At 61.1% G+C, this 14012-nt stretch carries 15 protein-coding genes and 1 tRNA gene; 3 read left to right on the plus strand and 13 right to left on the minus strand.

Annotated elements, in window-relative coordinates; genetic code table 11:
- Positions 1-168: 168 nt before the first annotated feature.
- Positions 169-1350 carry an AI-2E family transporter gene (locus BQ4888_RS09975; RefSeq protein WP_092056900.1) on the plus strand — a complete coding sequence of 394 codons (1182 nt, stop codon included), beginning with the start codon at positions 169-171 and terminating at the stop codon, positions 1348-1350.
- 55 nt (positions 1351-1405) lie between these two features.
- Here the strand turns inward: BQ4888_RS09975 and BQ4888_RS09980 are convergent, their stop codons facing one another.
- From BQ4888_RS09980 to BQ4888_RS09995, 4 genes are all read right to left on the minus strand, one after another.
- Entirely contained in the window at positions 1406-2746 is a 1341-nt protein-coding gene (locus tag BQ4888_RS09980) for an NlpC/P60 family N-terminal domain-containing protein (RefSeq protein WP_170232817.1), read from the minus strand.
- Positions 2747-2784: 38 nt separating this feature from the next.
- Entirely contained in the window at positions 2785-3420 is a 636-nt protein-coding gene (locus BQ4888_RS09985) for a LysE family translocator (protein WP_092056904.1), read from the minus strand.
- A gap of 68 nt (positions 3421-3488) precedes the next feature.
- Positions 3489-4571 carry a hypothetical protein gene (locus BQ4888_RS09990; RefSeq protein WP_092056906.1) on the minus strand — a complete coding sequence of 361 codons (1083 nt, stop codon included), beginning with the start codon at positions 4569-4571 and terminating at the stop codon, positions 3489-3491.
- Between the two features lie 171 nt (positions 4572-4742).
- A complete protein-coding gene (locus BQ4888_RS09995) occupies positions 4743-7373 on the minus strand; it encodes a DEAD/DEAH box helicase (protein WP_420841951.1) in 2631 nt (876 codons plus the stop codon).
- 265 nt (positions 7374-7638) lie between these two features.
- Here BQ4888_RS09995 and BQ4888_RS10000 point away from each other — a divergent pair, with 265 nt between their 5' ends.
- Together BQ4888_RS10000 and BQ4888_RS17980 are read left to right on the plus strand one after the other, a co-directional pair.
- Positions 7639-7860 (plus strand): addiction module protein, encoded by a 222-nt coding sequence (locus BQ4888_RS10000; protein ID WP_092057144.1) that lies wholly within the window; start codon positions 7639-7641, stop codon positions 7858-7860.
- Positions 7857-8156 carry a type II toxin-antitoxin system RelE/ParE family toxin gene (locus tag BQ4888_RS17980; protein ID WP_092056910.1) on the plus strand — a complete coding sequence of 100 codons (300 nt, stop codon included), beginning with the start codon at positions 7857-7859 and terminating at the stop codon, positions 8154-8156. The genes BQ4888_RS10000 and BQ4888_RS17980 overlap by 4 nt, the downstream gene beginning before the upstream one ends.
- Before the next feature lie 367 nt (positions 8157-8523).
- On the opposite strand, the gene BQ4888_RS10010 is transcribed toward BQ4888_RS17980, so the two are convergent.
- From BQ4888_RS10010 to BQ4888_RS10050, 9 genes are all read right to left on the minus strand, one after another.
- Positions 8524-8820, minus strand: a complete 297-nt coding sequence (locus BQ4888_RS10010; RefSeq protein WP_092056911.1) for a hypothetical protein — start codon at positions 8818-8820, stop codon at positions 8524-8526.
- Positions 8810-9079, minus strand: coding sequence for an AbrB/MazE/SpoVT family DNA-binding domain-containing protein (locus BQ4888_RS10015; protein WP_092056913.1), 270 nt, complete (start codon positions 9077-9079; stop codon positions 8810-8812). Before BQ4888_RS10015 ends, BQ4888_RS10010 begins: the two co-directional genes overlap by 11 nt.
- Before the next feature lie 349 nt (positions 9080-9428).
- Positions 9429-9503 (minus strand) — tRNA-Val (locus BQ4888_RS10020).
- 57 nt (positions 9504-9560) lie between these two features.
- Positions 9561-10328, minus strand: coding sequence for an enoyl-CoA hydratase/isomerase family protein (locus tag BQ4888_RS10025; protein WP_092056914.1), 768 nt, complete (start codon positions 10326-10328; stop codon positions 9561-9563).
- A 1-nt stretch (position 10329) separates the two neighbouring features.
- Positions 10330-10863 (minus strand): cob(I)yrinic acid a,c-diamide adenosyltransferase, encoded by a 534-nt coding sequence (gene cobO, locus BQ4888_RS10030; RefSeq protein ID WP_092056915.1) that lies wholly within the window; start codon positions 10861-10863, stop codon positions 10330-10332.
- A gap of 8 nt (positions 10864-10871) precedes the next feature.
- Positions 10872-11651: an enoyl-CoA hydratase/isomerase family protein gene (locus BQ4888_RS10035; protein ID WP_092056916.1), complete on the minus strand. Its 780-nt coding sequence runs from the start codon at positions 11649-11651 to the stop codon at positions 10872-10874.
- A gap of 160 nt (positions 11652-11811) precedes the next feature.
- Complete coding sequence (locus BQ4888_RS10040; protein ID WP_092056919.1) at positions 11812-12585, minus strand: ATP-binding protein; 774 nt, start codon at positions 12583-12585, stop codon at positions 11812-11814.
- Between the two features lie 106 nt (positions 12586-12691).
- Positions 12692-13069: a nitrous oxide-stimulated promoter family protein gene (locus BQ4888_RS10045; RefSeq protein WP_092056921.1), complete on the minus strand. Its 378-nt coding sequence runs from the start codon at positions 13067-13069 to the stop codon at positions 12692-12694.
- A gap of 266 nt (positions 13070-13335) precedes the next feature.
- Complete coding sequence (locus BQ4888_RS10050) at positions 13336-14010, minus strand: Crp/Fnr family transcriptional regulator (RefSeq protein ID WP_092056923.1); 675 nt, start codon at positions 14008-14010, stop codon at positions 13336-13338.
- Positions 14011-14012 lie beyond the last annotated feature (2 nt).

Genomic DNA, 14012 nt, shown 5'->3' on the forward strand with positions numbered 1-14012 from the left:
CCGGCGGCGGCTCGGACAGGGGTTGGACAACGATATTGGACAACTATTGCGAAAATCGCCCGTTTGCTAGAGTATAGATCATATATTCCATCGGGCTTCAGGTCCCCCCGAAGACCCGGCGGCCCAGCACCATGCCGGCCTGAACATCTTACAAGGGATAAAAGCGATATGACCGACGATCACCCGCGCTACGACAAAGAGCACAGCAAGCTGGAACAGCGCTCTTTTTTGCTGATGCTGATTCTGGTAAGTCTGCTCTTTTTATTTCTGCTCAAGCCCTTTTGGGGATCGATCTTCTGGGCCTGCCTCATCGGTCTGATCTTTCATCCCCTCTATTCCCGTCTGCGTAACCTGTGGCGAGGCCGCTCAACCCTCTCAGCGCTGGCGACCCTGGTCATCTGCCTGATCCTCGGCATCGTCCCGACTCTTTTTGTCATGACCTCCTTCTTTCAGGAGGGAGCCGGGCTCTACCAGCGCCTGCAAAGCGGCGAGTTCGACATCCAGGGCCGCGTCGAGCAGGTGCGCCAGGCCTTCCCCACGGTCCAGAATCTTCTCGAACGGCTCAATCTCGATCTGAACAACGTCACCGCCCAGCTCTCCAAGGCGGCCCTCACCGCCAGCCAGTTCATCGCGCAAAATGCCGTGCAGCTCGGCCAGGGGACGATGCAATTCTTCGTCAGCCTCGGCCTGACCCTCTACGTCGCCTTCTTCATGCTCCGCGACGGCCGTAGCCTGATCGAACTGCTGGTGCGTGCCCTCCCCCTCGGCGACGCCCGGGAACAGCTGCTTTTTACCAAGTTCGCCGAAGTGGCGCGGGCCACGGTCAAGGGCAATCTGGTCGTTGCCGTCACCCAGGGTACCCTGGGCGGGATCATCTTCTGGGCCCTCGATATTCGCGGGCCGCTGCTCTGGGGGGTGGTGATGACCCTGCTCTCGCTCATCCCCGTGGTCGGGGCCGGGCTGATCTGGGCGCCAGTGGCGATCTATCTCTTCGCCATCGGCAATTGGATTCAGGGGACGATCCTGGTCGTTTTCGGCGTAGCGGTGATCGGGCTGGTCGACAACTTCCTGCGCCCCATTCTCGTCGGGCGCGACACCAAACTGCCGGACTACATCGTGCTCCTTTCGACCCTGGGCGGATTCGTCCTCTTCGGGATGAACGGTTTCGTCGTCGGCCCCCTGATCGCGGCCCTTTTCGTCGCCTTCTGGGAAATCTTCATCCGCGAATTCAACTCGCCCCCCCTCATCCTCACGGCGGACAACTCCCCGCCGTCCGCCCCCCCCATCGTCGATCCGGCCGATGCACCCGACACCCCGAACAAGCAGGAGAACGATTCCGGCACCGCCTAAGCCCCCTCCTTGTAGGATGCGGTGACGAAGGAACCGCATCGCGGAGGGGCTCCCTTTATCGACCGGCCGGCTCCAGCGGAAAATTCATGCCGTCCACCCGTTCCAGCAGACTGCCGATGTCGAGGGAGAATCCTTCCGCTTCCAGTCCCGGCTCGAGGGTGGTAATGACGGTCTTGCCCACCAGCCAGCGCCCCTCGCGTCCCTTCAGATCCTTCGTCCGCACTCCCCAAAGGGTGTGCAGCATCGCCGCCCGCCCCTCCCGTTCACCGAGATAAAGAAGGATGTGGCCGGGCAGATGAACCAGGGTGGCGAAGGGCACCCCCTCGGCGAGCAGTCGCGCCTCGCGCTCTCGGGGCGGTAACTCCGCCAAGGGAACAACCCGGCCGACCGCGGCCTGGCGCGACGAATTGCGCGGCAGCCACAGGCCGAAGGGGGCGAAGAGATCGCGCAGCGTTCCCGAACAATCCCGCCCCGCATAGCCATCCCCCCAGCCGTAGGGCTGTCCCATCATTTTTCCGGCCAACTCGGCGACCTGGGCGGCAGTGAAGGCCAGGGGAAAAATCCCGCCCCGATCCCCGGCAATCAAACCTTTCTCGACGAGCGCCTGCTGTTTCCGGTCAGCGATGGGAATCAGCACCCGATAGCCGTCGCCGTCGCTATCGAGCAGCGGCAGCAGCGCGCCGGTGCCGATGGTAAAGCGATAAATGCCCGCCTCATCGACCACTGCGGTCTCATCGCCGGTCACCGCGAAATAACGCCCGGTTTTATACGCCGCCATGAAGTCCTCATCGACCCAGGCCAGATCAGCCACCGGCACCCAGCCGTAAAGGAGGGCAGTTTCGATGAAGGCCCAGGCGCCATCAATGCTCAGGTGCGTCACCCGCAGCGGCACACCGGCCGGGATGACGCCATGCTGCAGATTGTCGAAAGGAAAACCTTCGCCGGCCTTGCGGGGGTCATTAAAAAGCGGTGAGCGCGTCGGCAGCGCCCGAACATCGAGGCGGCGCAGGGAAATACCCCGGCGATCGCAACTCGGGTAGGCATCCCGCGCGGCCTGCTGGATCAAGGCGTCCCGGCGCGCCGGATCGAGGGGACGCAGATTCTCGGCAAAGGCCGGGTGTTTGCCGATCCAGTCCAGGGCCCAGAAGGGATTTTTCGTCGTTTCCAGAGGAGCGGCGCTTTCCCAGGCGGCAAAATGGTTTTTCAGAAAAGCAGCGGCCAGCGCCTCCTGTTCAGCGGCAGACACCAACGGCCATTCCGCCCTTTCCGGAGCGAGATACGCCTTGGGGTTCTGCGGCAAAAGTGTCAGATCGCGAACTTCCCGACCAGTCAGATCGCGGGCGCACCCCGCCGTCAGCAGGCAGAGAAAAAGCAGCATGGAAAGCTTTCGGATCATGGCATCCCCTTCCGTCGCCGTTTGCGACCGGACGGCTCTTAAGGTTTCCGCAGCCCGGTCAACGCCGCCGCCGCGCCAAGGCCGAGATAGATGCATCCGGCAAGATAGGGTTGCAGAGGAAAGCGAAAATCCCCGCGCAACCGGCTTCCCAGTTTGGCGGCAAAAAATGCATAGGCCAAATCGCTCACCGCGCCGATCAGGATCAGAACCATCCCGAAAAAGAGGATCTGCCCCGGAACCGAACCGCGCGCGGCATCGACAAACTGGGGCAAAAAGGCGGCAATGAAGAGCGTGGTTTTCGGATTCAGGACGTTGACCAGCATCCCCTGGAAAAAGGTCCCGCCCGCCCCCTTTTCGGCCATCGCTCCTTTCTCCTCGCCGGGGTCATCCCCCCGGCGCAGGGTGCGAATCCCCAGATAGACGAGATAGGCGGCCCCGGCATATTTCACCAGATTGAAAGCCGTCGTCGACGAAAGCAGCAGCGCGGAAATCCCGAGGGCGGCGGCCGCTGTGTGAAAAAGGGTGCCGACCATGACGCCGAGACAGGAAAGAGCCCCGGCGGCAAGCCCCTGATGGGCGCTGCGGGTGATGATGTAGAGCGTATTCGGCCCCGGCACAACGACCAGCAGCGCCGCCGCGACAACGAACAGGCTCAGGGTGGATGCCTCGGGCATGGCTTCTCAATCCTTTCACAACACTCCCGGCGCCTCGTGCCACAGGATGTGGGGCATCAGCAACAGTCCTAATCCTTGTGGGTCGCCTTCCAGGCTTTTTCCAGAAGCAGCCGGGAACGGGCCTGCATGCCGATCGGCTTCTTGCCCTTGCTCTCCCACTGGGAAATACAACCGGCGCTCAGACTCAGACGAGCCGCGAACTCGGTCTGGGTTTCACCGAGGGAGGTCCGCCAGGCGTAAAGAATCTTACCGGTAAAAGGTTCGGGCAAATGGTTTTCGGGAAGCGATTTCTTCACCACGTGCCGCTCCGAAACCTTCTTCACGGCCGCGATTTTCGCCGCCGTGCGTTCTGCTTCAGACTTCTTGGCCGCAGGCGTTGATTTCTTTTCCGGCACGCCTTTTTTGGGCGGCGCCAGAGTCGGCGGATCCTCGGCCACGCCTGTATCGGCCAGTTCGATGCCGAAGACATCGGCGAGCCCGGTCGCGGCGATGCGTCGGCGAGAACTTCCCGCCCGGGTTGCGTCGGCGACGGCGGCGGTGACGTCGATCAGTTCCTGGTGATTGACCCCGCGCAGCACGAAAAGCATCTCCGGCGACTGGTCGAGACGAGCGCCGACCCCGTAGAGCACCGCCGCCACATGCTTGCACATACCGGCCCAATCGGGACAATCGCAGTCGAACTTCATTTCGCCGGGCAGGGGGAAAAGCCCCTTTTTGCGGTCGGTGACGACTTCCATGACCGAGTCGTCGAGCTTGCCGCGCAGCAGGTCGACCAGCGAGGCGATCTTGCCCGAGCAGGCGCCCTTGACCACTTCCCATGTGCTCGCCTTGAGAGGCTCGATGGTGATGACGACATTATAGAGGGTCGTCCCGCTGACCAGAGCGGTGATGCGGCCGGCGGCGATTTCGAGATGGCAGACCGAGCCGTTGCGCACATAGCTGCGCCCCCGGGGCAGACGATTGGCATAATCGCTGAACGACTCCATCTGCTCGCACCAGCCCTTGCCCCAGAAGGAAGCGGCGATCTTGCGGCCGCTCAAGGCCACCGGCTGCACCGCCACCCCCTTCTTTTTCATCTTTTCCAGTTGCTTCTCGGCCTTGGCCCGCCGTTCGGCCACGGTCACATAGGTGGGCCAACCGTAATATCGCATCTTCCTTCATCTCCCGATTTAGCAGGTTGTTGAAAAACTGGTTTTCCAAGGCTGATCAAAAATGCCCAGATGCAAGGCGGACGAAATCCCGAGGAATAAGGCGTACCTGAAAGGTACGTCGTTGACGAGGGATGAGGACAACGCCGCAGATGAGTTTTTTTCATCAGCCTGTTATAGGGCGGCCTGATCCAGATCGAGGCTCACCAAACGCAACAAGGCTTCGTCATCCATTTCCGTCAGCAAACGTTCCGCCCCTTCCAGCAGGTCGGACGCCAAGTCGGCTTTGGCGGCGATCAAGGCGTCGATCTTTTCCTCCACCGTCCCTTTGCAGACAAACTTGTGCACCATCACATTCTTTTTCTGGCCGATGCGGAAGGCGCGGTCGGTGGCCTGATTCTCCACCGCTGGGTTCCACCAGCGATCGAAATGGATAACGTGGGCGGCGGCGGTCAAATTGAGTCCCGTGCCGCCGGCTTTGAGGGAGAGGACGAAAAAGGGCGGACCTTCCTCCTGCTGGAAGCGATCCACCAGCTTTTTCCGCTCCGCCACCGGCGTGCCGCCGTGCAACACCAGGCCGGGACGACCGAAAATCTGTGTCAGAAAAGCCGCGAGCGGTTCGGTCATCTCCCGGAACTGGGTAAAGACCAGAACTTTCTCTTGGCGGGAGGCGATCTCCTCGACCAGTTCGCGCAAGCGGACGAACTTGCCGCTGCGCTCTTCGGCGAAATCGCCGTCCCCCAGGGCCTGGCCGGGATGATTGCAGATCTGCTTGAAACGCATGAGCGTCGAGAGGATCAGCCCCCGGCGTTTCATCCCTTCCCGTTGCTCTTTCAGGGCATGCGCCAGGGACTTGACCGCCTCGCCGTAAAGCCGCGCCTGCACCTTGCTCAGCCCGCACCAGGCGGGCATCTCCACCTTGTCGGGGAGATCGGCGATGACGCTCCGATCGGTCTTCAGGCGGCGCAGGATATAGGGTTGCACCAGGGTGCGCAAGGGGGCGTAGGAAGGCGGCTCGTGCCCTTCCAGGGCATGGACGAACTGCTTGAAACGGCTCGCCGAACCGAGCAGGCCGGGGCTGATGAAATCGAAAAGCGACCAGAGGTCGGAAAGCCGGTTTTCCACCGGGGTCCCGGTCAGGGCGATGCGCGCCCGCCCGGAGAGCCCCTTGACCTCGCGACTCTGGCGAGTGGCGGGATTTTTGATCGCCTGCGCCTCGTCCAGCACGATCAGGTTCCAGTCCGTTTTTTTCAGCCACTCCTGGCGCTGTACCATGCCGTAGGTCGTCAGCACCACATCGACGGAAGCGAGAGCCTTTTCGGGATCGGCGGCCAGGGCAGCCAGGGTGTCCCGGTTCATTTCCGAGGGATGCAGGCACAACGCCGTGAGCGAGGGGGCAAAGCGTTGCAGCTCGCTCTTCCAGTTGGCCAACAGCGAGGCCGGCAGCACCAGCAGGCTCGGTCTCCGCTCCCCCTGGGCCAGGAGCAGAGCCAGCACCTGAACGGTCTTGCCCAGGCCCATGTCGTCGGCCAAACAAGCCCCAAGCCCGAGTTCCGACAGGAACCAGAGCCAGTTCACGCCGACCTGCTGATAGGGGCGCAGCGTCGCCCGCAACCCGGGCACGGCGGCAACGGCGGCTAGACGAGACGGATCGCGCAGATCGGCCAAAAGCTCGCGCAGCCGCTCGCCGGCCTCCACATAGGCCCAGCCCGTTTCCTCCAGCATCGGGTCCTGCCCGGCAAGATTCTGTTGCGTCCCGGCGAGCAGACGCATCCCCTCGATAAAGGAGAGGCCGTCGGCGCCCGCCTCTTTTTCCACCTTGCGCCAGTGATCGAGGGCCTGACGAAGCTTCTCGCCATCCACCTCGACCCATTGGCCGCGCACCAGCGTCAGCCCCTCACCAGCAGCCATGAGAGCAGCGATTTCTTCCGGCGACAGAGGCTCCCCCTCCAGGGTGAGACCGACCCGGAAATCGAGCAGCGCTTGCGCCGAAATCTTGTCGCCGACCTGCGAACCGATGGCGACCTGCACCTTGGGCCGGGGCCGTTTTTTCCACCAATCCGGAAGGCGCACGACCAACCCGCTCTCCTCCAGAAGGGGAACATCCTTGAGAAAGAGATAGGCCTCCTCGGGGGACCAGGCCAGGGGATGATAGATGTCGTTGTTCTCCACCAGTTCCCCCACCCACGGACAGCAGCTGCTCGCCGCGGAAACCGGCTCCAGCAGCCGCAGCAGAGCCGCCCGGTTATCTGCACCGGCGTACTCACGCAGGGCCTGACTCAGAGGCAGGTGCTGGGCGCGGGCATTTTTTCCGAGGCGGGGGATGTACGTCGCCATGAAGGCGAAAGGGTAGTCGGGATCCTGGCGGTTTTCGGCGAGATGAAAACAGACCCGGCCGACCTGCCGCCAGAGGGGCGCGCGCCGATAAAGAAACCCGGCCAGACCCTCGGGCTCGCGGGCAATCTCCGCCAGCGTCCAGGCATCCAGCGTGCGCCAGAGCTCCCCCAGCACGTCGGGTCCGGCGTACTCGGCACCGGGCATGGGCGGAAGGCGCAAGACCAGGGACGCCAGGGTGGCGGCATCCAGCGGCGGCACGGGATCGAGTCGGTCGACATCCGGTCGACTTTGACAGAGGTGCGACAGATAGCGCGCCCCGAAGTCCCGCCAGTAAAGCCAGGAAAGGGGCCAGTCCGGTGAGGATTTTCCGCCGGCGAGGGCGATGATTCCGGCGGAGGAAGACTCGGCGAAAGCCTGGGAAATCGGCGCCAGGCGTGGCGCGGCGGCGGGATCGGATAGTCCGATCATCACCAGATGACCGGCGGGATTGAGAGTCAGTTCCACGAAAACGACAACTTTCGGCGAAGGTCATGAAGGACGGACGAGAGCTGAAAATACACTCTCCCGCCCTCCCCTTCCAAGGTCTTTTTGGGATGGTGCCTAAAAGTCGTCAGAACAAATGTCAGAAGATGGCTGGTGATCGAAGAAGGATAAAGTATGAACCGATTGGAAAATCCGGATGCATTTGTTAAGATGCAAACATATCTCTTATGCTTGGTTGCGAGGTCACACCATGGGGAAACTGGCTGAAAAAGACATTCTAAACTTGAGCATTTCCGAACGTATTCAACTGGTTGAAGATATCTGGGACAGCATTGCCAGCGCCCCCGAAGCCATCCAACTCTCAGAAGAGCAGAAAGAGGAACTAAACAGAAGGCTGGACGGCTACCATGCCGACCTCGCCAAAGGCTCGCCCTGGGACGTCGTCCGCGAGCGGATCAGGGGTAAACGGTGACGCTCGAATTGCTCGTCCGTCCCGAAGCGGAAACGGACTTGAGCGCCGCCTATGAATGGTATGAGGAACGTGTTTCCGGACTTGGGTCCGATTTTCTGCTCAATGTTGACGCCGCATTTCACGCCATACTCCGTAACCCTCAACAGTTTCCGATCCTTCACAAAAATCTGCGGAGGGCACTGGTCCGGCGCTTTCCGTATCAGATTTTCTTTGTTCCAGAGGAACATCGGGTGGTCATTCTCGCCGTCTTCCATGCACGACGAAACCCGCGACACTGGCGGAAGCGAACCCTATAGCCGTCACCCGACCCCGTCAAATTTTCATTAACCCTCCGCTGAAAACACTCCCCGCTCCATGATCGCCCCTGCCTCTCTCTTCTGGGACAAGAACAAAATCGATCAACAACCCGATCAGGCGTCCAAACACAACTACCGACAAGGCCAAACATCCCAAAACGCTGTTTACCCCTCTTAACTCCTGGACGGCGGATGCCCAAAGGGTCACCGGGTTATCTGCTCGCATTGCGCCTGCTTCATCATCAGTTCTCCCATCTTTAAAAATTGCTGCCGCTTGCCTCCCAAGCGGAAACGGCAAAGACCACACAGGCAAGAAATCATCGTAATGGGCATTACGGTAACCGCCACAATGCTATAAGAAAACAATTCACCTACGGTACGCCTTGTCGTGCTGCACATGCAGACTGACCAGCACCAGGGTCGGCCCGTTGAGCAGGCAGGCGATGGCGCGGGAACTGCCGGTGACACGCAGGGAGTAAAGTTGCCGGCCGGTGGTCGGTTCGATCATGCCATGCAGTTTTTCGAAGTTCAGCCCAGGGTGTTTCCACAGATCGGGCAGATCGAGCGATTGCAACAGCACGAGCATTTTGGCGGCGGCTTTGCGCACCGGCACTTCGGCGGCCATGACCGCCTCATCGAAGGCGGGCCGGATTTCAATCTTCACCGGCCCACCTTTTGGCGACGTTTGCGGCCTCCTCCGTGGATTCGACCGTCTCCGAAGGGCGGGGGTCGGACAGGGAACGGGTGATGGCCGCTTTGCTCTCAACGGTCCAGGCCCATAACTGATGACGGGGAACGGTTTCCACCGGAATCAGCATAATGCGGCCGTCTTCAAGCACTTCGATCTCCACCGTGTCCCCCGGTTTGATCCCGGTGGCGGGGGGCAGGGTTATCCGTCTGCGGGAATCTGTTTGTGTCAGCATGGCTTTGACCTCCTGGAATGAGAATAACAGAGGCCTGAAGCATGGGCAATACCCATTCGGGGCAATGTTTTAAAGAGGGCAATATCAGTCAACGACGCCATGGAGAATCTGAAGGGATACAACACGACAACCGACAATATCGACGCCATCTGTCGGTTTTTCGCCTGCGAAGTCCAGCAAGTAATGGAATATCTGGAGGAAAACTGATATTGGGCACGAATCGAGAGCCCAAAGAATGGCAGGGGGTCAAAAAGCCGGGGGAATGAAAAAAGCTGGGCGCAATTTGGGCACGAAATGGGCACAAACGCAAACAGGGGTTAGCGACGCATCGCTAACCCCTTGATTTTTATGGTGGGCGCAGTAGGGTTCGAACCTACGACCCCTGCCGTGTGAAGGCAGTGCTCTCCCGCTGAGCTATGCGCCCGTTTGAGGTGGCAATTTATATCAACTCAGACTTAGGCTGTCAATGGCAAATCGCCCTTCACTCGCGGGCGAAGAAGTCGGTGGCGCGTTTGCGGGCGTCGCCGCTGGAAAAGAGGGTGGAGAAGGCGCCGAGTTCCATGATCTGGCCGTTTTTCAGATCGACGTCGGCGCTGGCGTTGATCAGTTTCTTGCCGTAGGACAGGGCGGCGGGGTGCATGCCGGCGATGCGCCGGGCGACCTTTTTCACCTCGGGCCAGAAGGTTTCGTGAGGGAAAACCCGGTCGACCAGCCCCATGCGCATGGCCTCTTCGGCACCGTAAGCTTCGGAGGTCATGAAGACTTCGAGGGCCTGGGCGCGGCCGATCAGGCGTGGCAGCTTCTGGGTGCCGCAGAAACCGGTGATGATGCCGAGCTTGGCGCCGGGGTGGGCGATCTTGAGGCGGTCACTGGCCAGGCGCATGTCGCAGGAAAGAGCCAGATCGCAGCCACCACCCATGGTGATGCCGTTGAGGGCGCCGATAATCGGCTTGGTCGACTCCTCCATCTGCTCGAAGAGGGATTGCCCCAACTCGGAAAAGTTCAAGCCGTCGAGGGGGCCGAAATCCTTCATCTCGGCGATATTGGCGCCGACCGCGAAGCTCTCCCCTTCCCCGCCGGAGAGGACGATGCAGACCACCTCGGGGTCGGCCTCGCAGAGGGCAAGCGCCGCCTTGAGCTCGACGATGCAGGCGCGGTGCAGGGTGTTGAAGCGCCCGCCGTTGTCGAGGGTGAGATAGCCGACGCCCTCTTCGACCACCAGGCGCAGGGTTTTCCAGTTACGCCCCATGTCAGGACTCGATACCCCGCCGGGCCTGCTGCCCGGCATGGTAGTAATGTTTGATTTCGCGCATTTCCGTGACCAGATCGGCCAGCTCGATGAGTTCGGGATGGGCGTTGCGGCCGGTCAGCACCAGCTCGGTGTGGGGGGCCTTGGCCCGGATCAGTTCCTTGACCTCGGCCACCGGGACCAGGCCGTAATCGACGGCGCAGTTGAGTTCATCAAGCACCACCAGATCGTAATCGCCGCTGCTCGTCAGTTGCCGGGCGCGGGCGAAGGCCTCGGCAGCGAGGCGGCGATCCTCGGCGGTCGGTTCGCTGCTGACAAAGGCCTCGCGCCCGACCTGCTCGATGGTGAGATTGGCGCCAACCCGGCGAGCCGCTTCCAGTTCGCCGCAGATCGTCTGCCCCTTCATGAACTGCATGACGTAGACCTGAAAATCGTGGCCGGCGGCGCGAAAGGCCAGCCCCAGCGAGGCCGTGGTCTTGCCCTTGCCGTTGCCGGTGTAGATCTGCACCAAGCCTTTTTCCAATCGGTTGGCCATGGCTCCTCCTATCTCCCCTTGAAGCGGGCTTTGCGTTTTTCGACGAAGGCGCCCATCCCCTCTTTCTGGTCCTCGGTGGAGAAGCAAACGGCAAAGGCGTCCCGTTCCATCAGGCAGGCGGCGGCAAGGTCGATGTCGCTGCCGGCGTCGATGACTTCCTTGGCCAGTTTCAGGGAGAGAAGCCCATGACTGCAGATGGTGGCGAGCAGCTCCAGCGCCTCGCCACGCAACTGTTCGACGGGATAGACCCGGTTGACCAGGCGGATGTGCAGGGCTTCCTCGGCGTCGATGAGAGCGCCGGTGAAAATCAGTTCTTTGGCTTTGGATTTTCCGACGCGCCGGGGCAGACGCTGGGTGCCGCCGAAGCCGGGGATGATGCCGTACTCGATCTCCTTGAAACCGAGTTTGGCGTTGGCGCCGCAGAGGATGAAATCGCAGGCCAAAGCCAGCTCCAGTCCGGCGCCGAGGGCGTAGCCGGAAACCGCCGCCAGCAGGGGCTTGCCGAGGCGCTCCATGGACAGGCAGACGGATTGACCGAGTTCGGCGAAGCGAGTCGCTTCAAGGGGGGAAAGCTCGCGGATCTCCGCCAGATCGGCGCCGGCGGCGAAATGTTCGCCGGCGGCGGTGAGCAGCACGCCATGCACCTGCTCGTCGTGGCGCAGCTCTTGAAAGACGCGGGAAAGTTCCCGCAGGGTCTGTCCGGCGAGGGAATTGAAGACTTGGGGACGGTTGATTTCAACGACCGCCAGGCGTTCCTGGCGGGTGACGCGAATGTGCTGATAGGGCATGGAATCTCTCCCGCTTGAAGGGGCGAAGCGGGGCAAACTATAGCAACCCCCCCTTCCCCCTGTCAAGCTGCGGGACCGGCGCAAAAGAAAGGAAAATCACTAAAAAAAAGGCGACCGGGATCTCTTCCGGCCGCCGTTGCGATCACGTCTTGCGGAGACGCTACTTGCGCTCCCCCTGAATGCCGATGCGGATCGTCTCCAGGGGGATCTCCTTGCCGCTGGCGGCCAGGGCCTGGCGGGCGATGGCGATCAGCCCGGAACAGCAGGGGACCTCCATGTGCAAAACGGTAAGGGAGCGGATGTTGTTCTGCTGAAGCATGGTGGTCAGCTTCTGCAGATAGGCCTGGCCGTCATCGAGTTTCGGACAGCCGATGAGCAGCGCCTTATCCTTGAGAAAATCCTTGTGGAAATCGGCGTAGGCAAAGGGGACGCAGTCGGCGGCCAAGAGCAGGTCGGCATCCTTGAGAAAGGGGGCGGTCGGCGGCACCAAGTGCATCTGCACCGGCCATTGGCGCAGTTGCGAGGGGCGAACGCCCACCTCGTCTTCGGCCGTTTTTTCCGCGGCGAAGCTCCGCTCCTGGGCCGAGGGACAGCCACCGCCGTGACCGGCTGGAGCCGCGAAGCTCCGCACCTGGGCGGACGGGCAACCGCCGTGACCGTGGCTGTGGCCGTGACCATGAGCGGAGGGCGCGACGGACTTTTCGAGATGTTCTTCCACCGCCGCCTCGTCGAATTCATCGGCCTGGCGTTTTTCGATGGTAATGGCGTCCATGGGGCAATGGCCGAGGCAGGCGCCGAGCCCGTCGCACAGATTGTCGGCCACCAACTTGGCCTTGCCGTTGATGATCTGGATCGCCCCTTCGGCGCAGCCGGGAACGCAGTCGCCGCAGCCGTTGCACTTGTCTTCGTCGATTTTCACGATTTCGCGGATCATATAGTTTTCTCCTGCATAGGGTTGAGGTCGTTACTCGCTGAATGATGGCTCCACTCTACACAACTCGCGGAAGCGCTTCCTTGACCGGCATCAAAGCCTCGACGACTCAGAAAAAATAATGCCAGAGCAGATCGAGCCGCCCGCGCAGAATCAGGTACTTGCCGGAAAAACGCATGATCTCTCGTACCTTCTCGCGATGTCCGGGCTTGTAGCAATGCACCGGGCAGTGTTTGCAGACCGGCTTGGGTTCGAGGGGGCAGCGCACCCGGCGCTCGATGGCATAGGCGAGAAAATCGCGGCATTCGGCGCAGAGGGGATAGTTCTCCAGGCGCAGCGGCGCCAATTCTGGGCGCGGATCTTCCAGGGGCGCTTTCTTTTCCCGATGGTGAACGCGGCAGTAGACGCTGGTGAACTGCGCCAGCACCCGCAGATCCTTGATCTCCTTCGCGGTCAATCCGCCGGTTTGCTCCTTGCCTTTTGCCATCTTTACACCTCGCTTCAATCTTTTTTTTTCACCACAGAGCACACAGAGAACACAGAGTAAAAACAGAGAGGTAGCCAAAGCCATAAAATTTCTCGGCGGTCTCTGTGGCTCTGTGGTGCGACAGCCTTTTTTCGGTTTATTCGCCAAATTCGCCCCCACCCTAGCCTGGAATCCTCCCGGCGGCTTTGATGGGAATCAAATTTGCGAAAATAAAAAAGGCCTCCGAACGGAAGCCTCTTTCCTCCTTTAAAGCCGCTAGTTGCCGGTTATTCCTTGAAGCTGAAAGTGAGGTCTTCGAGGCGGTCGCGGTCGAGAAGTTCAATGACTTTGCCGCGCACGACGATAAGGTCGTCGTCCGTCAGTTTGCGGAAGGTGCGGGAGAGGGTTTCACTCACCGTTCCGAGCTTGGAAGCGAGCTGGGATTTGGAGATGGGCAGTTCGACCTGCTTCGCCTCGTCCCCGGCCAGATCGAGCAGATAGCGGGCGAGGCGGGCGGGAACATCCTTGAAGGTCAGCTCTTCGATCTGATTGGCGAACTGGCGCAGAAAGCGGGAGAGGCCGGCGATCATGTTGATGGCCAGTTGCGAATCGGAACGCAACAGGTCGAGAAACTCCCGTTTGGGGAAGAAAATCAGCTGGGACGCCTCCAGCGGCTGGGCATAGGCGGGATAGGTGCCGCTGCCGAAGATCGCCGCCTCGGCGAAGGTGCCGCCGGGATGGACGATATGCAGGATGCGCTCTTTCCCGTCGGGGGAGAGCTTGAAAACCTTGACCTTGCCGGTGCCGACGATAAAAAAACCGGCGGCGACTTCGCCGTCGGAGAAGAGCAGCTCCCCTTTGGTGGACTCTCTGGCCTTGCTGATACGCAGAAGATGGTCGAGATCGTCGTTGGTGACCCCGGCGAAGAGGGGGCAGCGTTTGATGGCGTCGCGTATATCCATGA

Source organism: Desulfuromonas acetexigens, assembly GCF_900111775.1.
GTDB lineage: Bacteria > Desulfobacterota > Desulfuromonadia > Desulfuromonadales > Trichloromonadaceae > Trichloromonas > Trichloromonas acetexigens.